A 19,325-nucleotide genomic window follows, 5' to 3' on the forward strand; every position below is an offset into this window, starting at 1 on the left:
CTATCGGGGTCGAATCATCGCGGCCAGGGCGCAGCCGGCCCGCACGGGAAGACCCCGAATCCAGTTGGCCGGAGCGCTCAGACGGGTGCGCCGCACCGCCGGTCGATACGCGTTGGAAGCCTCCAGGTCGGGTTCGAGCACCAGACGGCGGAAGGCGTCGACCACTTCGGGATGACGAATTACGGAGATCTGCTCCGCCAGAAATCCGTGGTAGCTCATCAGATCGAAGTTCGACGAACCGCCGACCAGGACCCGCCCGTCGATCAGCATGAATTTCAGGTGCAGCATGCCCGGCTCGTAGAGTCGCACGTCGAGCCCCAGACCGGCCGCCTCGGCCAGAAGATAGTCCTGCAGGTACCCCTTGTTGTTGTGGCCGGGAGTAACCACCCGCACGTGCACGCCCCGCCTCGCGGCCGCGGAGAGATGGTCTGTGAAGGGCGGGCTCACGTAAGGCGAGATGACGTCGATGCTCTTTTCGGCCTCCTCCATGAGACGGATAATGGGGATCATCGCCTCGCGGTTGCCCGGGCCGGCCAGCAAATGGATCTCGGTGTCGATGTGAGGGAAGTCGCGGACGGCGGGGACGGAATCGCCTCGCCACGAACTCTCGAAGTCGTCGCGCAGGAAGGCGGCGAGCTCCTCGTCCTCGTAGCGAATCATTACTTCGTGCCACCTGAAGTTGTGTTCGGTGAAGTTGAGCCCTCCCAGGTAGACGACGTGATCGTCGAAGAGCACGAGCTTCTTGTGGTCGCGATCAAAGAAGCGGCGGCCGAGAAATCCGAACGGACGACCGAGCCGAACTCCGACGCCCTCAGCGGCGAGCTCGCGCATGAGCCGGCGCCGGTTCCGCGCCTCCGCCCTAGCGCGGGTGTCGAAGAGGGACCCGGGGGTGACCAGCCAGCGATCGCTCTGGTTGACCCTCGAGTATGAATCGACCAGAAGGCGCCTGTCCCGAGCGGTCGAGCTGGCAAGGACCGATGCGAGACTTTCGCCCACGCCGTCTCCGTCGAAGGCGTAGGTCTGCACCAGCGCCCTTCGCCGGGCTCGACTCAGGTCGCGCTTGACCGCGCTCCATATGACGTCCGAGTCGACGAGAACCTGCGGATTCGACCGTGCCGCCCCGAGTTCGCCGGGACCGACCGGCGAGCCGCCACCGGTCAAGGCGAACGGATCCGTCCCGGAAGCGGGCCTCCCGATCTCAGCCGCGAAGCTCTCGGGTCCCAACCTGAGACGACCCGATCACCGGTGCCCGAACGAAGCGAGCGATTGGCCCATCTTAGGGGCGAGAAGAACGACGCTCGTCGCAACCAGGAGGATGATCACGAGCGCCGTCTTCCAGTTGCGTCCGGCACTCCGTCGGATGTTGTCCGCGACCGCTCTATCTGATTTCGTCATGATCCCAAAAATAACGCCGCCGGTAGAAAAGGTTACGTTATCCGACAAGTCGAAGACGAACCGATCCCCGCAGACCGAGCACGATGACGACGAGAACGATTTCGAGAACGGCCGCGCCTCTTCTGGCCTTCGCCGCAACCCTTCACGGCGCCGAAGTCGCCCCGCAGGCGCCTGAGAGCGATGTCTGGCTCGTGCCCTATGCCACGGGTCCCGACGGCTCTTTGGAATTCGGAGATCCGGTCAACGTCACTCAGCGTCCCGGCTACGACAATCAGCCGCACTTCACCCGGGACGGTCGGTCGTTCTGGTACACCATCTACGATGGACACACCATGCAGTCCGACATCTGGCGCTACGACATCGGCCCGGAAACCGTCGCGCAGATCGTGGCCAGCAACCCGGAGAGCGAGTACTCGGCGACTCCGCTTCCAGACGGTTCCGGCATCTCGGTGGTGAGAGTGGAGGCCGACTCCACGCAACGTCTCTGGCGCTTCGACATGCGCGGCTACGGCGGAGAGGTTCTGCTGCCGGGGGTCGCCCCGGTGGGTTACCACGTCTGGGTCGACGAGAGCACCGTGGCGCTCTTCGTACTCGGCAGCCCGCCCACCTTGCAAATGGCGGACCTCGCCGAAGGCACGTCCCGCGTGGTAGCGTCGAACATCGGTCGGTCCCTCCAGCGGATACCCGGGTCCGGCCTGGTCAGCTTCGTGCAAGTGGCCGACGACGGGAGCCGGGCCGTCTCGACTCTCGATCCGGTCGACGGCGCGGTCAAGCACCTGGCGCCGACGCTGGAGGGCGGGGGCGACGACCACGCATGGACCCCGGACGGCCGCCTGCTGCAAGGGCGGGGAGGCGAGCTCCATGTCTGGGACGAAGGCGTTCGCAGTTGGACCCAGGTGGCCGACTTCGGGACCGGCGGACCTCGCAACATCACCAGGATCGCGGTGAGCCCGATGGGAGACGCGATCACCGTGGTCGACGTCCTGACCATGCCTGGATCGGGGCTGGCGGACGAGTCGGACGAAGGGGCGGAAGATCCGGACGAGGGCGTGCCGACGCTGAGGGCCGAGCCCCCGGCCGTCGAACTTCGTGCGGGCGAGTCCGCCCCCATCTCGGTGCGCGCCGTCGATGCCCGAGGCAACGAGGTGGAGGGGATGGCGGTGCGGATCGTCGCGCCGCGAGCAGCCGGGACCGTCGAGGACGGTATGATTCGCGCGACCGCGCCGGGAAACTGGGTTATTGTCGCAAGCGCCGTTCCACCAGCCCCGGGCGTCAACCCCGAGGCGACCCCCATGCCCGAGCCCGTGCGCATCCCGCTGACCGTCCTGCGTTCTCGGGCACGGTCGATCACGCTTTCGACTCCCTTCGCTCCTTACGTCGGTACGGAAGTGAGGCTGGGGGCGACGGTCGAGCTCGAGGACGGAAGCATGCATCCCGAAGCGGAGCTGGCGTGGCGGAGCTCGAACGAAGCGGTCGCCGAGGTCGACGCCTTCGGCACGGTGACGGCGGTCACGCCCGGCACTGCGGAGATCGGCGCCGAGCTCGACGGCGTGCAAGGCGCCCTGTCGGTGGAGGTGCAGGCGTTTCCGGGAGTCGAACTGACGCTCGAAGGCGCTCCCGAAGAGGTGATCCGCACCGGTGACGTCGTCCATTTCGCCGCTACGGTGAGGGACGCCCAGGGCGACGAGGTCGAAGACGCGCGAGTGGCGCTCACCCATTCGTACCGCGCACCGGAGCAACTGCCGGGAGCTTCGGCCGCCGCCCAGATGCGCGGCTCCAGCTTCGTGGCCGACCTGCCGGGCATCCACACGGTGCGGGCTCAAGCGGGTCCGCTCACGGCCAGCGCTTCGTTCCGGGTCGCCGAACGCGATGTGGTGGAGGAGCTTGCCGTCGTCGGGCGGGTCGGGGAGAGCCGCTACCGGACCACGGACATCTGGGTTTTCGAAGGGGTGGACGGACGCGACTACGCCATCACCGGCTCCAAGCTCTCCGGCGGCTACGCCTTCTTCCACGACGTCACCGACCCGGCCGGGATGGTCAAGTACGACTCGATCCTCGTGGACGCCCGCACGGTGAACGACGTCAAGGCGTCGCCCGACGGACGTTACGCCGTCCTCTCGCGGGAAGGGGCGACCAATCGCCGCGACGGCCTGGTCATCATCGACATGGCCCAGCCGCAGGAGCCCCGCATCGCCGCGTTCTACGACGAGGGCATCACCGGAGGCGTGCACAACATCTTCGCAACCGACCGCTACCTCTACGCGCTCGCGGGAGGAGACAAGTACGTCATCATCGACATGGCCGACATCTACGAGCCCCGGTACGTGAGCGAATACAACCACCCCGACTCGCGGCTCCACGACGTCTGGGTTCATGACGGTCTCGCCTACTCCTCGGAATGGCAGACCGGAGTGGTGGTCGTCGATGTCGGGAACGGACGCTGGGGCGGTTCTCCCGAGAACCCGGTTCCGGTCACCACCTTCCCGACTCCGTCCGGAGCGACTCACGCCGCCTTCCCCTATTTTCAGGAGTCCACCGGCAAGACCTACCTCTTTCTCGGTGACGAGATCATGAGCCGTCAGGGTCTGGCATGGGCCGGCTATCCCCGTTCCATGGGCTCCTACTCGCAACGCTACGACCCCGAGAGCGGTAGCGGCGGCATTCCGCTGGCGACCCGCGGCTACATCCAGATAGTCGATTTCACCGACCCCGAAAATCCGGAGATGGTCGCTCGCTACGAGGTCCCCGAGTTCGGGACCCACAACATGTGGGTGGAGGACGACCGGCTCTACCAGGCCTACTACGAAGGCGGGGTGAGAGTTGTGGACGTCAGCGGCGAGCTCATGGGCAACCTTTACACGCAGGGCCGCGAGATTGCCGTGTTCAAATCGGCCTCGCCCGCCGGCTACACGGCCAACTCCACCATGGTGTGGGGCACCATGCCGCACAAGGGCCATCTCTTCTTCTCGGACACCAACTCGGGACTCTGGTCGGTCCGGTTGGTGCCGAAGAGGCGACCGGTGAGCTAGCCGCGCTTCACTTTCGGAGCCCGGGTCCGACAACCGTGTCCCGGTCGGCTCACAGCCGCTCCGCCACCTCGCGCAGCCTTCCACCTATCTGACGCACCATCACCGCAGGCACGTCGGCGGCTCGAGCCTCCCGCTCCCACCCCGCCACCGCCTCCGTCACCTCTTCAACAATCAGCCGACCACCCTGCGGAACGTCGAAGATATCGCCCACTTCGAGCAGATCACGGAGGGTGATCTCGCGGAATTTACGGTTCACCGAAAGCTGATGCCAGCGGGTCCACCCTTCGTTCTCGGCGTAGGTCACGTCGTACGCCGGCGCCAGACGCCACCTGCCCGACGGGTTCATCAGGAAGCCGAAGTTCTTGACGTGGTCGTCGCAATTGACGGTGGCTACGGTGAAGACCATGCGCCGAAACGCCTCGTTCACAGAGTTCTGGCCGAGCCCAATAGCGCGAATGGTGTCGAACCATCCTTCGTAGCTGAAGACGTACTGGTCGTTGAAGTCGACATGCTGGAGCCCACCCAGGCTGTGGAAATGGAGCCGCCGAAGGTTTCCGGAGGCCGAGTCCGATGTGCGATCGAAACGCCGGACCATGAAATGTGCGAGGTTTCCGTCACGGAGAAGGTAGGTCTCGGGCATGTCGATTCCCGCGTTCCTCGCCATGATGGAGTATGCGTATTCGATTCGTCCCCAAGGCCCTGGGCGACCGCCGGCGCGCATGTCCTTTGCTCCCGGGTCGTGCGTCACCCCGTCGAACTTGATCAGCCACGACTCCTCGCGGAGCTGGGCGCTCGCAAATCCCGATCGTACCCGGTTGGCCCCGCGATCCCACAGGATGAGCGCCTTCGGCCGGGCTCCGCCCGCACTGCCGCCTACCTGCATGATTTCCGGTACGGCAACGGACACGTCTCCCTCGATCACGCGACGGGCCTGGTCGACCAGTTCCCTAACCTCCAATGCCTCATCGGTGTCTGGGCCGCGATCCAGGGGAGGACGGAACTCGAGAGCGCCCATAGCGCGGTCGCCGACGTACAGGAGCCGTTGCAGGGGAGACATGGCGTCGCTCGCCCGTCCTTGCTGCTCGAAATAGCGACGGATGACGGCGTTGCCGAATTGGTCCGGCAGGGCGTCGGCGAAGACCCCCGGAAGCCCGCGAAAGGCCGGCTTGCGTGCCAGCTCCGGGAACGAGGCGGGTCCACCGCGAGCCGTGGGCAGGTGTATGGGTGAGATTTCGATGCCGGACGCCACGAAGGCGCGGTCGTATTCGAAAGTGATCCGCCCTTCCGCTCCCTCCCGGAGCATCCCGACGTCGCGCCCCCAGATGCCCACTCGGACTCTCACCTCACCATTCATCTCGGCTCCGTGACGCACGGCGCCTCACCTTTCCCCTCAGTCTCTCGACGTCGTACGGCGACACCTCGGGTACGGGGACGAACACCTCGAAGGCCTGCAACCGCCCCAACGCGCGCATGACCCGTACCAGGTTGTCCGTCCCGACGCTGCTTCCCGCCTCGAGCCGATTGATCGTGCGCTGACTCACCCCGGAGGCGGCCGCGAGGTCGCTCACCCGTCGGTTCTGCTGGAGGCGAAGCGCTTTCAGCCGCGCACCCAATTCCCTAAGCACGTCCGGGGTCCGGCTGGTGGCGACGATGGCTCTCATCGATCGGTACGCTCCTTGCGGCATCTGGGTAACCTGGAGGTCAATCGTGCTATACCGCCATATCTGGCAGTTTGTTCCGCCATAGAGGTTTGGTACGGCAGATGTGACGTGTTGCAACGTGCAGGCCGGTCGGTCCCGGTCGCCCGATATGGATCGGCCGAAGCTGTTCGACGAGCTGATCCGGCTGCTTCGACACGCGCCCCGACGAGAACGTCTTCCGGGTCGGCAGCATGGCGCGGGACGGGACCGGAGGCTGGACGGTGCACACCGTCCGTCTTATCTTCCCCATAACTTGCATAACTTGCGGTATCATAGAGCGATTGCCGCTGGACCTACCGCCACTCAACGAGAACGGGAGATAGGAAGCTGAGCAAGAAGCCCTACCATTTCAGGCTCTCCGGTCTCGACGAGTCCGAGGGACGCATCGCGGCCAACACTCTGATCCGCGCCCTTGGTGCTCTCGTGAAGACCGCCGAGAGCGCCACGCGGCTGGCTGCTACCGGTCAGAGTGGTACGGTCGGTGCCAAGCCGCGCTGGCTCAAGGAGGCCCTGGACGTTACCGTCACGAAGTTGCTGCCGGGATCGACTATTCTTGAAATGGAGGTTCCCCGTTTGGGCGACGTACCGGCTCTCGACTTGTCTCAGCAAGACTTGTGGCTCCAGCAGCCGCGAGCCCAGGACACTGCACTTGATCTGGCCGCTCTGGCGACGGCCGAGGTGCAAGATTCGGACGCATCCGGGGATTACTACGACGACAACGTCCTCAAGGCGATTCTCAAATTCGGTCGCGCATCGAGATCCAAGAGTGCGCGGTTCGAATTGGCTCCGGCGAATGGGTCTCGGCCCGGGTTCAGCCTCGCGGCGGCGTCCTGCAAGGAAATCGCGGAACGCCTCCCTCTCATTCCTGCTCCGCAGGCATGCGTCGTCAGTGGTCGCCTCGACGAAATCGGGCACGGGTTACGACGGTTTCGGCTCCAGATTGGCGATAAGGTCCTGCAGGGCCGGTTGGACGAAGGGATTGTCGACGTGGAACTCCTGCGGCCGCTCTGGGGCAGGCAGGTCACGGTACAAGGAATGGTTCGCTTCAAGTCCAATGGCTGGCCGAGAGTAATTCAGGCTCGTCGGATCGATGAACGGGCTGATGGAGATCGCTTTTTCGAGAAGATGCCTCAAGCCGAGTTGCCGGGTCGCGGGCCCATTGACCAGTTCAAGGCGCGGGATGGGCCCGCAGGACGTGCTGGACCGACGGGTCGATTGTGGGGTCAGGTCGATCCGATGATCCTTTGGGGTGCGTGGCCCGGCGACGAGCCGATCGAAGAGCTGTTGGCGGCGCTGGATTGACGAAGCGGTTGGTGCGACGTTTCCTGCTTGACACGAACATTATCCTTGGCATCACGAGGGGAGCCTCGTGGGCCCGGAGGGCGAGCAACCAATTCGGATTTGGCAGGCGGGAAGTAGTGTGTGCCACTTCGGTCGTGTGCGTGGGCGAGATCCGGGCGCTTGCTGAGAAGTCGGGGTGGGGCAGTAAACGGAGAATCCGGCTGGAGAGTCTTCTCGAGAAATTCCTTGTGCTGCCAATTAAGAATCACGAGATTCTGACTGCATACGCTCTGATTGACGCCTGGACATCCGGGAAGCCGGTTGAAGCTCCTTTGGGGACACCTCCTCTCAGACCAGCTAGGAAAATGGGGAAGAACGACTTGTGGATCGCGGCGACGGCGCACGTGACGAGGGCCGCTCTGTTGTCGACCGACCGCGACTTCGAGCACCTGGGTGACGTATGGTTCGTGTATCATTTCGTAGATCAGGCGGAAGAGCCGACTTGATGGGCAGGCACAGCCGCAAGATGTGACGCGGGTGAGGCGCTGGCGGCCGCAGGCTCGGTGGAGACCGGCGCCTCCCTCTCTCCCTTCAGCCGTCCCCGCGTTAGATTGCCCCCCATGACATCAACCGACCCGGCGGACCTCCAGGGCAGGGTCGCCATCATCACCGGCGCGACCGCCGGCATAGGCGCGGCGGTCTCCGAGGGAGCCGCCGTGGTCCTCGCCGCCAGACGCGAAGACCGCCTCGAGGCCGAGACCCGCAGGCTGACCGATCAAGGCTGTCGCGCGCTTGCGGTCAGGGCCGACGTCACCGACATGGCCGACATGCGGGCTCTGGCCGACACGACCCTTGCCGAGTTCGACCGCATCGACATTCTCGTAAACAACGCGGGCGTCCTTCTGGCGTCTCCCTTCACCGACGCCAACGTGGAGGAGTGGACGCGCATGGTCCAGGTCAACGTCAACGGCGTCCTTCACGGCGTCGGCGCGGTACTTCCCGCCATGCTCGAACAGGGCGGCGGCCACATCGTCAACCTCGGTTCGGTGGCCGGACGCAGACCCTTCACCGGGGCGTCCGTCTACGCTGCGACCAAGTTCGCGGTGCGGGCCCTCTCCTGGGGCATGCACCTCGATCTCGGCCAGGCTCATGGCATCCGCGTCACCGACATCCAGCCCGGCTTCGTCTCCACCGAGATTCTAGGCTCGCTTCCCGGCGAGGCCCGGACGGAGTGGGAGCGAAGCTGGGAGGGGCTGCGCCCGCTGAAGGTCGAGGACATCGCAAGGGCCGTGGTGTTCGCGGTCACGGCCCCCGAGCACGTTTCGGTCAGCGAAGTCCTCATCCGCCCTCTCGATCAGCCGGCCTGAATCCGGGCAAGGAGGCCGCTCCGCACATGAGACACCACTTCCTTCCGCGCACCCGGAACGGACGTATCGCCTTCGTCGCCTTCGTTCTGCTCTTCGGGCTCGTGATACCGCCGTTCACCCACACCGTCCTCAACCGCGTCGATCTGAGTTTCGCCGGGATTCCCTTCCTCTACATCGCCCTCTTCGCCGTCTACTCCGCTCTGATCGCGGTGCTGATCTGGGCGTACCGCAAGGGGGTATAGCAGCATGGCGACCTGGGTAGTGGCCACAAGCCTGATCGTGATCTACCTGCTGGTGACGCTGGGCTTGGCCGTGGTGGCGAACCGTCGCCTCACCGTCGACATGGAGGACTTCCTCCTCTGCGGCAGAAAGACGGGCTTCATCGTCCTCTACCTTACGGTGTGCGCCACATTTCACTCGGCCTTCGCCTTCCTGGGCTCGGGCGGATTCTTCTACACCCACGGCGTCGGCTTCTGGGCGGCGGGCGCGTGGACGGTCCTCGTCGGCGCCTGCACCTACGTGATCGGGACGCGCATCTGGGCTCTGGGCAAGACCTTCGGCTACATAACGCCGGCGGACATGCTGGCCGACTTCTATCAGTCGGAGAGCGTGCGGATCGTGGTGGCGCTGGTCTCGGTGCTATTCACCATCCTCTACATCCAGGTCCAGGCGGTGGCTCTGGGCTACATCGTCGAGGTCGCCACCGACGGGAATGTGAGCCGCAGGGTCGGGATCCTGGTCATGCTCACCGTAGCGGCAATTCACCTGATGATCGGAGGGCTGCGCGCCGTCTACTGGACCGACGTCTTCCAGGGCATCTGGATGTACGTGGCGATCTGGGTGGGCGCTCTCGTGCTCTCCTTCGAGCTCTTCGGGGGTCCGCTCGAACTCTGGCGCCAGGTCGCGGCCTCACGCCCGGACATGCTCTCGCTGCCGGGTCCGCAAGGTTTTTTCACCCCGGGGATGTGGGTCGGGATGGTGATCACGCTCTCGTTCGGGATCATCCTCCAGCCCCACATGATGATCCGCTACTACACCGCCGTCGACGGTAAGACCCTGAAGCTGTTGGGAGCGACCACGCCCATCTACCTGATGACCCTTTTCATTCCCGCGGCTTTGGTGGGGATGGGGGGCGCGGTGGCGATGCCCGGTATCGAGAATCCGGATCGAATCTTCCCCCAGCTCCTCTTCGCGCATGCCCCGGCGTGGCTGACCGGCCTCATCCTGGCGGGCGCGGCGGCGGCGGCGATGTCCACGCTCGACTCGATCCTGCACGCCAACATGACCGTCCTCACACGCGACGTCTACCAGCGCTACCTCGGCAAGGAGAAGAGCCAGAGCCACTACGTGCTCGTGGGGCGCATGATCGTGGTGCTGCTGCTGGTGGTGGGCTACTTGATTTCCGTCCAGGAAGAAAATGATCTCCTGGTCGCCATAGTTTCGCTTTCCGGCGCCGGGGCGCTCCAGTTCCTTCCGGCCGTGATCGGCGTGTGCTTTCCGGGCGGCCGCTCGCTCAGCCGTGCCGGGGTCGTGGCGGGCATCCTCGCCGGAGTCGCTACGCTCGTTCTGACTCTGGGAATTTCAGGTTCGTTCGGCGTCGAGCTCCCTTGGGGAACACACCCGCTCGGCGTTCACGGCGGAGTATGGGGCTTGGTCGCCAACTTCGCGGTCGCGATCCTGGTTTCCTCGCTGACCGAACCGCCTCCTGCGAAAACGGTCGCGCGGGTCCATGGAGCGGTCGAGGAGTTCGTCTACGGAGAAAGGAAAACCGACTGATTCGGGAGAAGACCATGAAGAGAGGATCAAGGAGATCGGTGATCGCGGGCGCTGTTCTGCTCGCGGCCGCGCTTGGGCCCGGCGCCGTCGCGGGCCAGGAAGGCGGCCCGCAGGTGGGCCCGGAGAGGGGAGCGCTGGTGATCGTGGGCGGAGCGATGCGGTCTCCCGAGATCTACCGGCGTTTCATCGAGCTTGCCGGAGGTCCCGACGCTCCGCTCGTGATGATTCCGACGGCGGGCGGTGGCGAGGAGTACGACGATTTCTACCAGGGGCTGAACAGCTGGCGAGCCAACGGTGCGCACAACCTCACCGTCCTTCATACCAACGATCCGGCGGAGGCCGATACCGAGGAGTTCGTCCAGCCTCTCCTCGATGCCGCCGGCGTCTACTTCTTCGGGGGACGCCAATGGCGGTTGGTGGACGCCTACGGAGGAACACGAACCGAGCGCGAGATCAGGGCCGTGCTCGACCGGGGCGGCGTGATCGGAGGGTCTTCCGCAGGAGCGACCATCCAGGGCTCGTACCTGGTCCGGGGCGACACGCGCACCAACACCGTCATGATGGGCGACCACACCGAAGGCTTCGGGTACCTGAGAAACGTCGCCATCGACCAGCACGTCCTACGCCGCAACCGTCACTTCGACCTCATCGAGGTGATCGAGACCCACCCGCATCTGCTCGGCATCGGAGTCGACGAAAACACCGCTCTCGTGGTGCGGGGCGACGCCGCCGAAGTGATCGGCGAATCCTACGTTCTGGTCTACGACAATCGAACGACCACGGGACCGTCCGGAGAATTCTATTTCCTCGCACCTGGCGACCGCTTCAACCTCGCCACCAGGGAGGCCACCCGTCCCGCGAGGACGGAACGTCCGCTCGACAACCTCAGCAGACGCCCGTGGGGCCGGTCCCGGTGAGTTCCGGCTACTGGCGGAAGAACCTCCGCCTGCTCGGCGTCCTGCTCTCGATCTGGTTCGTCGTCTCGTTCGGGCTCGGCATCCTGCTCGCCGAACCTCTCAATGCGGTCCACCTTCCCGGAACCGGCTTCCCGTTGGGCTTCTGGTTCGCGCAGCAAGGAGCGATCTACGTCTTCGTCGTCATCATCTTCGTCTACGTGCGACTGATGAACCGGCTCGAGGCTTCGTCCGGGTCCGGGAACGGCTCGGGGGAATGAACGTCCAGGAGTGGACTCTGGCGCTGGTGATCGCCACGTTCGCGCTCTACGTGGGGATCGCGATCTGGTCGAGGGTCGCTTCAACAAAGGACTTCTACGTGGCCGGAACCGGCGTCTCGCCGCTGACGAACGGCATGGCCACCGCCGCCGACTGGATGAGCGCGGCTTCGTTCATCTCCATGGCGGGGCTCATCTCGTCCATGGGGTACGACGGCTCGGTGTATCTGATGGGGTGGACCGGCGGATACGTGCTCCTGGCCCTTCTGCTCGCGCCCTACCTGCGCAAGTTCGGCGCCTTCACGGTCCCGGACTTCGTCGGCGACCGCTACTATTCGCAGACGGCTCGGATAGTCGCCCTCGTCTGCGCCATCTTCGTCTCGTTCACCTACGTCGCAGGCCAGATGCGGGGCGTGGGCATAGTCTTTTCGCGCTTCCTCGAAGTGGAAGTGAACGTCGGGGTGTTGATCGGAATGGCCGTGGTCTTCTTCTACGCCGTGATGGGTGGTATGAAGGGGATAACCTACACGCAGGTCGCGCAGTACTGCGTCCTCATCTTCGCATACATGGTGCCGGCCATCTTCCTCTCACTGATGGTGACGGGAAATCCGATCCCGCAATTGGGCTTCGGGGGAGAGTACGGCGACTCGGGCACGACCCTGCTCGAGCGCCTTAACGGACTGCACGAGGAGCTGGGCTTCGCGGAATACACCTCCGGCACGAAATCCCTGCGCGACGTCTTCTTCATCACCGCCGCGCTCATGGCGGGGACGGCCGGGCTTCCCCACGTCATCATCCGCTTCTACACGGTCTCCAAAGTGCGGCACGCGCGCAGCTCGGTCGGCTGGGCTCTTCTCTTCATCGCCCTGCTGTACACCACTGCTCCAGCGGTCGCGGTCTTCGCCCGCACCAATCTGATCGAGAGCGTCTCGGGGCGGCCATACGCCGAGGTTCCGGAGTGGTTCACCAACTGGGAAGCGACCGGCCTGCTCGAATTCGACGATCTCAACGGCGACGAGCTGATCCAGTTCACCGGACCCGACTCGGAGATCCCCAACGAGCTCACCGTGAACCCCGACATCATGGTGCTCGCGAATCCGGAGATCGCCGCCCTGCCCGACTGGGTGGTCGGACTAGTGGCCGCAGGGGGGCTGGCCGCAGCGCTCTCGACCGCCGCCGGACTCCTGCTCGTGGTCTCGTCCGCAGTGAGCCACGACCTGCTCAAACGCTCTCTGCACCCCAACATCAGCGAACGCGGAGAGCTGATCGCGGCGCGCGTCGCCGTGGGCGGCGCGGTCCTCGTCGCCGGCTACCTGGGAATCAACCCGCCGGGATTCGTGGGCGAGGTGGTCGCGTTCGCCTTCGGGCTCGCCGCGTCATCCTTCTTCCCCGCGCTCTTCCTAGGGATATTCTGGAAGCGGGCGACTCGAGAAGGCGCGATCGCCGGGATGGTCTCGGGGATAACGCTGACCGCGGGCTACATCGCCTGGTTCACACTTCTCAGGCCGGAGCTCGACAGCGCCGAGCACTGGTTGCTGGGCATCAGCCCGGAAGGAATCGGCACCGTGGGTATGGCGATCAACTTCGCGGTAACGGTGATCGTGTCGCGCCTGACTCCGCCGCCGCCCGCCGAGGTGGAAGCGCTGGTCGACAGGGTCAGGGCGCCGGAGAGGTAGAGGGCCGCCGGCCTTCCGCAGGTGTGCGCCACATGGTTTCCGACAGCGCCGCGCTCGAAGCGGCGAGGCCGTTGCGGTGAGGTAGCACGCCATGGTTCGTCGGAGTAGTTTGTGGTTGCCGGACCGTGCAACCGCCCGATCAAGCGGCCGCGTCGAACGAATCGGATCCAACCCGCCCGCCGAGTTCGGTCACATGAAGCCACGAGACCCCATGAAGCCACGAGACCTGCCGATCCCACGACCCGAAAAGCGGGGCGACCTCCGGAAGTTCTCCGTACTCGCGACCGTCCTCGTTCTGGGCGCCTTCGCTTGCGGCGAGGACGAGGGTCCGGCCGGCGCATGGACTCCGGGCGGGGATCCGATTCCGCTGGGCGAACCGGAGGCCGTCTTCCCGGAGGATTTCGGTTTCTTCAGCAGCGTCCGGGAGCTGGCAGACGGAAGCGTCCTGCTCGCGGACCCGCTCGGAAGCGCTCTCTTCCGGGTGGACATGGAAGCCGGTGCGCGGGAGCGGATAGGGACGCGGGGAGAGGGACCGGGAGAGTATCTCCAGCCGGACGCCACCTGGCCGCTTCCCGGCGATTCAACTCTTGTCGTCGATCTGGGCAACACCCGCATGGTACGGATCGGCCCGGACCTGGCCTTCGGCGAGACCCACTCCCTCATGCTCGGTACCGGAGGAGCCATGGTCATGGCCCTCCCGTCGGCCATTGACGGAACGGGACGGATCTACACGGCGGGAATGTCGTTCGGCTTACCTGAGGAGGACTCCGCCGCCATCGTCCGCATCGACCTCACCGAGTCCACAGCCGATACCGCGGGTACCTACGTACCGGAGAAGTTCAACGTCACCCGGGAGGCCGTTCAAGGCGGCGAGAGCGTGAACGTCTCGCGAATTCCTTACGCACCTGCGGACGGCTGGGGCGTGGCGCCCGACGGCAGCCTGGTCATCGCGCGCTGGGCGGACTACGCGGTCGAATGGAGAAGCCCGACCGGAGAGACCGTGTTCGGCGAACCTGTACAGCACGCTCCCGTAGCGATCGGCGACGCGGAGAAGGAGGAATACTTCGAGGCCAATCGGCGCGGCGGCGGACTCCAGGTCGCCAGGACCGACAACAACGGCGTCGTGACGACCACAATGCGTCGCGGCGGCTTCGTCAGCCGAGGTGGCGATAACGAACCGGACTACGGCCAGTACGAATGGCCGTCGCACAAGCCGCCGTTCTACCGGGGCACGATTCCGGTGGACTCGCGAGACCGCGCCTGGGTCCGTCGTCACGTTTCTCCCGGTAAGGGGACGCGCTACGACGTCTTCGACCGGCAGGCCCGCCAAATCGGCTCCTATTCCCTGGAGGGCGTCCGGGAGATCGTGGGCTTCGGTTCCGAGTCGGTGTACGTGGTGGCTTTCGACGAGTTCGATCTGGCGTATCTTGAGAAATACGCTCTGCCAGGGACCTAACAGCCCGTTCATGATCCGTTTCGGCCTGCTCTTGCCGCTAGCGCTCGTCGCGGCTTCGTCTCCCGGTTCGCAGGTTCGGCAGGAGGTCACCGTGAACGAGGGCACCAACATGGCGGCGGCGCTCTCGCCCGACGGCTCCACCATCGCTCTCGATCTGCTGGGCCGGATATGGGTGGTGCCGGCCGAAGGCGGCGTCGCGGAGCCGCTGACCGACGAACTCGGCGATGCCCGGCAACCCTCCTGGTCGCCCGACGGCGAACGGATCGTTTTCCAGGCGTACTGGGCCGGAGACTACGACATCTGGACGGTGGGCGCCGACGGAAGCGGACTCAGTCAACTGACCGCAGGTCCCTTCGACGACCGCGAGCCGGCATGGCACCCTTCCGGCGACCGTGTGGCCTTTTCCTCCGATCGGGGCGGGAGCTACGACATCTGGGAGCTCGACCTGGCGAATGGAGGGCTCACTCGGATCACCGAGGGCGCGGACAACGAGTACGGACCGGCGTGGCGCCCGGAGTCCGGCGCCGACTCCCTCTCCGGCGCCCTGGTCTACTCGACGGATGGGGAGACGGCCGGGATCTGGATGTTCGGAGACGGAGCTTCCGTAAGGCTCGCCCACGATCCCGAAGGGGCGGACCGCGGCTTCTTCGCCCCAGCCTGGATTCCGGGTCCGACGGGTTACGACGTCGCCTACACGCTCCAAACCCACGGATCCAGCGAGCTCTATCTGGCAGAGGTTGGCGGGTCGGGCGGGTCGGACGGCCGAGGCCGCCTGTTGAGCGACGAAGACGAGGATGTGTTTCCGTTCCGCGCCTCTTGGTGGGGCGGTTCGTTCGTCTACACGGCGGATGGGCGGCTGCGCTCGCGCGAGGTGGGAGGTGGACCGACGGCCGACATCCCGTTCACCGCCACGGTCACTTTGGAACGTGCTCCCTACCGCAGGGCCCGACGCGACTTCGACGACACCGATCCCAGATCGGTCAAGGGTATCGTCTCGCCGTCTCTCTCGCCCGATGGCGAACGGGTGGCCTTTTCCGCGCTCGGCGATCTCTGGGTCATGCCTGTCGGCGGGACGCCCGAGAGGCTGACCGACGACCACTGGATCGAGGCCGATCCCTCCTGGTCGCCCGACGGCCGAAGCCTCGCCTTCGGCTCCGACCGGTCCGGTCAGCTCCAGGTCTGGGTGCGCGATCTCGTGACCGGCACCGATCGACAAGTCACGAGCCAGGGCGGCTCTCTCCCGGTCTGGTCGCCCGACGGAGAACGACTGGCCTTCAAGCTGCCGGGACGGGGGCTCCAAGGCGGTATCGGCGTGATCGAGCTGTCCGGCGACCGGGCCGGCGAGGTGCGAACCCTCCGGCAAGGGCTGAATTCACCGGGTCGGGTTACCTGGAGTCCGGACGGCGCCTCGGTCGCCGTTTCCGCTCACAGGCCCTACTCGACACGCTTCCGCGAGGGAGTGAACGGCATCATGGTCGTACCGGTCGGTCCGGGGCCGGCGGCCGAAGAGCCGATGTGTCTCGTACCCGCCGCCTCGGCGGCTCAGGAGCCGACGGACCGCTGGCTCGACATGCCTCCCCACCACTCGGCAGGGACGCGGGCGACCGACGGCCCGGTGTGGTCGCCGGACGGTCGGCGCATGGTCTACGTCGCCGAAGGCGTGCTCTGGAGCTTGCCGATCTCCAGCGGAGAGGTGGCCGGACCTCCGGTGCGCCTCACCAACGAGATCAGCGACGATCCCACTTGGAGCGGGGATTCGAGGTCTATCCTCTTCCTCGGGTCCGGCGGGCTGCGCCTGTTGGACGTGGATGACGGCGGCGTGACTTCCTTACCCGTTCCGTTGGAGTGGCGGCGGTCCCTTCCGACAGGCCGCACCGTGGTCTACGCCGGCACCCTTTTCGACGGCGTCGACCCTGCGCCTCGAGGCGACATGGAGATCGTGATCAGGAGCAACCGCATCGAGGCGGTCGCACCCCGCGGCACGACCACCCCCGAACCCTCGGACCGGATAGTTGACGCCTCCGACGCCTTCGTCGGCCCCGGGCTCATCGAGATGCACACGCACGGCGGTCTCGCTGGCGGCGAGTGGCTGGGACGAGCCTGGCTCTCATATGGGATCACCAGCGTGCGCATACCTGCCGGCGACGGCTACGACCTTGCGGAGGCCAGGGAGTCCGTGGCGTCGAGTCGCCGGCCCGGACCTCGTACCTTCGGCACCGGTGGCACCGTCGACGGCTCCCGCGTATACTATTCGGGTGCACCGGCGCTCTCGTCCAGATCACAGATCGCTCTCGAACTGACGCGAGCTCGGGCCCTCCCGTACGATCTCGTGAAGACATACGTCAGACTTCCCGACGTAGTCCAGCGGCGCGTGATCCATGAAGCTCACGCCATAGGTCTTCCCGTAACCTCGCACGAACTCTACCCGGCGGTCGCCTTCGGAGCCGACGGGGTGGAACACGTTCGGGGCACCTCGCGCCGCGGCTATTCGACCAAGGTGACCGAGCTCAACCGGAGCTACGGCGACGTGGTCTCGCTGCTCACCGCCTCGGGGATGGCGTTGACCCCCACAGTAGGCATCTACGGCGCATACGGTCTGCTCGCTCGCGACGACCCCGCGTTGCTGGACGACCCCAGGGTGCGGACTTTCTTTCCGTGGGCGCCGCTCGCCGTTCCGCAGCCCGGCGATCCCGCGACCGGCATGAATGCCGCGGACGAGGCCGCGTCTCGGCGACTCGTGAGCGACATGAGCTCGCTCGCACGTCGGGTGGCGGAAGGCGGCGGCGTTGTGGTGATGGGCACCGACTCGCCCATAATCCCGCAAGGACTCTCCTACGTCGCGGAGATGGAAGCGCTGGTTCGCTACGGCGGTCTCGCCCCGGTCGACGCCCTGCGGGCCTCGACCTCGACCGCCGCCGCCGTTCTCGGCTACGAGGGCGAGCTGGGCGTCATCGCGCCGGGAGCCCTCGCCGACCTGGCGATCTTCGAGGCCAGCCCCCTCGACGAGATCTCGAACGTCAGGCAGCTCCGCATCACGATAGCCGATGGTCGGGTCTATTCGGTGAACGAGCTTCTGGAGCCGCCGCCGGAAGGTTAGGTGCAGCTTGTTCAGCATGTCGACGACCCTTTGGCTGAACGCTTCAGACAGCTAGGTGCGCTCGGTCATCCGGGCCGCTTGGATCGCAGGATCGATCGATCAGGTGGACTAAGAGCGGGCCTGCGCCGCCCTCCCCGCCGTCGAGGGTTCCACGGTAGGGGCCGAAGAGCTCACGATCACCAGACAAGCAAGCTGTTCGGCGTCGCGGGGCTTACGGCCCTCACGTTACGGCCCTCACGTTACGGCCCTCACGTGGGGCCTGCGGCTCGTCACGGGCTAGTCATAAACGAGCGATCCTCCACCTGGTAATTCGCAGGTAAGTGGACTAGCCAGTTCTCGCCTCAACCCTCCGGCGCTGCCTACTACCTCGGTCGCCAGCGTCCCGCTCAAAGACTCGCAGTAGGCAATAAACTTTTGATAGTCATTCCAGAATCCCAAGCAGTGCTCGTCGTCGAAAAGGCAGCCCACAACGATACCGGTGACAAACCCGACCAACCAACGACCGGCCTGCGCCGTAGCAGTCACGGTATCCGGGGGAGCAACGGTTTGGGCTTGGAGCTCCTGCTAGTCCGAAGAATGGGAGGGGGGGGCAGAAAACGGGATCAGGCAGGTATCTCGCAATGCACGTGGGCGGCCATTGCCACGCGGGTTTTGCCAGCCCCTTCGTATTCGTAATCCGTATCGCACAATTTCCTGGTGTAGTGCGTATCCCAGCAATCGTCGAATTGAGCTTCCTCTTCTAGATATTCCTCGGTGAAATTGCCCTCTTCGTCACGCATCGGGATCGTCAAATCGAGGGAGCACGTTGGATCGGGGTCGTAACCTTGGGTTTGGAGTCGTAGCACGAATTGTCTGAAACGCTTTCGGTCTCCGGTTTCCATCGCCGCTATTAGCTCCGCCTCTTCACCGGGGGGGAGAGGCGCGGACTTCACCACGCCAGCGGTAAAGGTACCCGGAGGGAGTCCGAGACGTTCGTTGATGTAAGCCGTTCGGTCGGCTTCGGTCGGAAAAGTCATGTCCTGGTGGGCGGCGACGATTACGCGAGCTACGGATCGCGGCTCCGGCGTCTCTTCGGTTACGGGCGGCAGGGTGCCAGCATCGCCGCACGCCACCAGCACCAGCAACGGGAGCGCCGAGAAGGTGCGGATGGGTTGCTTCGGGGCGGTTCGAGGCATCTGTTTCGGTCCGTTAAAGGTGAATGTGACTGGCAAAATAACGGCATGTTAAGGACATGCAAGAGCCGGGTTGCAGCCACGTCCTCGGGGCCGGCAGAGAGGCGCAACGCCTCCCAGAATCCGAGAATGCGCCGCGTCTTTTCCAAGGCGTTCTCCCGATACGCCCTCGCCTCTTCGGGCTTGCGGTCGATCCCGTGCGGCT

16 protein-coding genes are annotated in these 19,325 nt (G+C 65.3%); 11 read left to right on the top strand and 5 right to left on the bottom strand.

Going from position 1 to position 19,325, the window contains the following annotated elements; genetic code table 11:
• The gene (locus J4G12_04875) at positions 1–1,161 is read right to left on the bottom strand and encodes a phosphatidylserine/phosphatidylglycerophosphate/cardiolipin synthase family protein (GenBank protein MCE2455137.1); all 1,161 of its coding nucleotides are present in this window, start codon (positions 1,159–1,161) and stop codon (positions 1–3) included.
• A 78-nt stretch (positions 1,162–1,239) separates the two neighbouring features.
• Positions 1,240–1,395 carry a hypothetical protein gene (locus tag J4G12_04880; protein ID MCE2455138.1) on the bottom strand — a complete coding sequence of 52 codons (156 nt, stop codon included), beginning with the start codon at positions 1,393–1,395 and terminating at the stop codon, positions 1,240–1,242.
• 83 nt (positions 1,396–1,478) lie between these two features.
• On the opposite strand from J4G12_04880, the gene J4G12_04885 reads away from it, so the two are divergent.
• The gene (locus J4G12_04885) at positions 1,479–4,424 is read left to right on the top strand and encodes an Ig-like domain-containing protein (GenBank protein MCE2455139.1); all 2,946 of its coding nucleotides are present in this window, start codon (positions 1,479–1,481) and stop codon (positions 4,422–4,424) included.
• A gap of 49 nt (positions 4,425–4,473) precedes the next feature.
• Here J4G12_04885 and J4G12_04890 read toward each other — a convergent pair whose 3' ends face one another.
• Together J4G12_04890 and J4G12_04895 are read right to left on the bottom strand one after the other, a co-directional pair.
• On the bottom strand, positions 4,474–5,778 hold the full coding sequence (locus J4G12_04890) for a type II toxin-antitoxin system HipA family toxin (protein ID MCE2455140.1): 1,305 nt from the start codon (positions 5,776–5,778) through the stop codon (positions 4,474–4,476).
• Positions 5,768–6,085, bottom strand: a complete 318-nt coding sequence (locus J4G12_04895) for a helix-turn-helix transcriptional regulator (protein ID MCE2455141.1) — start codon at positions 6,083–6,085, stop codon at positions 5,768–5,770. Before J4G12_04895 ends, J4G12_04890 begins: the two co-directional genes overlap by 11 nt.
• A gap of 462 nt (positions 6,086–6,547) precedes the next feature.
• Here J4G12_04895 and J4G12_04900 point away from each other — a divergent pair, with 462 nt between their 5' ends.
• The 10 genes from J4G12_04900 (at position 6,548) to J4G12_04945 (ending at position 17,948) form a co-directional block, all read left to right on the top strand.
• Complete coding sequence (locus J4G12_04900; GenBank protein ID MCE2455142.1) at positions 6,548–7,426, top strand: hypothetical protein; 879 nt, start codon at positions 6,548–6,550, stop codon at positions 7,424–7,426.
• A gap of 11 nt (positions 7,427–7,437) precedes the next feature.
• Positions 7,438–7,911: a type II toxin-antitoxin system VapC family toxin gene (locus J4G12_04905; protein ID MCE2455143.1), complete on the top strand. Its 474-nt coding sequence runs from the start codon at positions 7,438–7,440 to the stop codon at positions 7,909–7,911.
• Between the two features lie 114 nt (positions 7,912–8,025).
• Positions 8,026–8,772 (top strand): SDR family oxidoreductase, encoded by a 747-nt coding sequence (locus J4G12_04910; protein ID MCE2455144.1) that lies wholly within the window; start codon positions 8,026–8,028, stop codon positions 8,770–8,772.
• A 26-nt stretch (positions 8,773–8,798) separates the two neighbouring features.
• The gene (locus tag J4G12_04915; protein ID MCE2455145.1) at positions 8,799–9,014 is read left to right on the top strand and encodes a hypothetical protein; all 216 of its coding nucleotides are present in this window, start codon (positions 8,799–8,801) and stop codon (positions 9,012–9,014) included.
• A gap of 4 nt (positions 9,015–9,018) precedes the next feature.
• Positions 9,019–10,548 carry a sodium:solute symporter family protein gene (locus tag J4G12_04920; GenBank protein ID MCE2455146.1) on the top strand — a complete coding sequence of 510 codons (1,530 nt, stop codon included), beginning with the start codon at positions 9,019–9,021 and terminating at the stop codon, positions 10,546–10,548.
• Between the two features lie 14 nt (positions 10,549–10,562).
• Positions 10,563–11,465 (top strand): cyanophycinase, encoded by a 903-nt coding sequence (locus tag J4G12_04925; GenBank protein ID MCE2455147.1) that lies wholly within the window; start codon positions 10,563–10,565, stop codon positions 11,463–11,465.
• A complete protein-coding gene (locus tag J4G12_04930; GenBank protein ID MCE2455148.1) occupies positions 11,447–11,722 on the top strand; it encodes a DUF4212 domain-containing protein in 276 nt (91 codons plus the stop codon). Before J4G12_04925 ends, J4G12_04930 begins: the two co-directional genes overlap by 19 nt.
• Complete coding sequence (locus J4G12_04935) at positions 11,719–13,395, top strand: cation acetate symporter (GenBank protein ID MCE2455149.1); 1,677 nt, start codon at positions 11,719–11,721, stop codon at positions 13,393–13,395. The genes J4G12_04930 and J4G12_04935 overlap by 4 nt, the downstream gene beginning before the upstream one ends.
• A gap of 211 nt (positions 13,396–13,606) precedes the next feature.
• Complete coding sequence (locus tag J4G12_04940) at positions 13,607–14,851, top strand: hypothetical protein (protein ID MCE2455150.1); 1,245 nt, start codon at positions 13,607–13,609, stop codon at positions 14,849–14,851.
• Between the two features lie 10 nt (positions 14,852–14,861).
• A complete protein-coding gene (locus J4G12_04945) occupies positions 14,862–17,948 on the top strand; it encodes a PD40 domain-containing protein (protein MCE2455151.1) in 3,087 nt (1,028 codons plus the stop codon).
• A gap of 602 nt (positions 17,949–18,550) precedes the next feature.
• On the opposite strand, the gene J4G12_04950 is transcribed toward J4G12_04945, so the two are convergent.
• The gene (locus tag J4G12_04950; protein ID MCE2455152.1) at positions 18,551–19,123 is read right to left on the bottom strand and encodes a hypothetical protein; all 573 of its coding nucleotides are present in this window, start codon (positions 19,121–19,123) and stop codon (positions 18,551–18,553) included.
• Between the last annotated feature and the right edge of the window lie 202 nt (positions 19,124–19,325).

The organism is Gemmatimonadota bacterium, from assembly GCA_021295815.1.
Lineage (GTDB): Bacteria > Gemmatimonadota > Gemmatimonadetes > Longimicrobiales > Gaopeijiaceae > JAGWBQ01.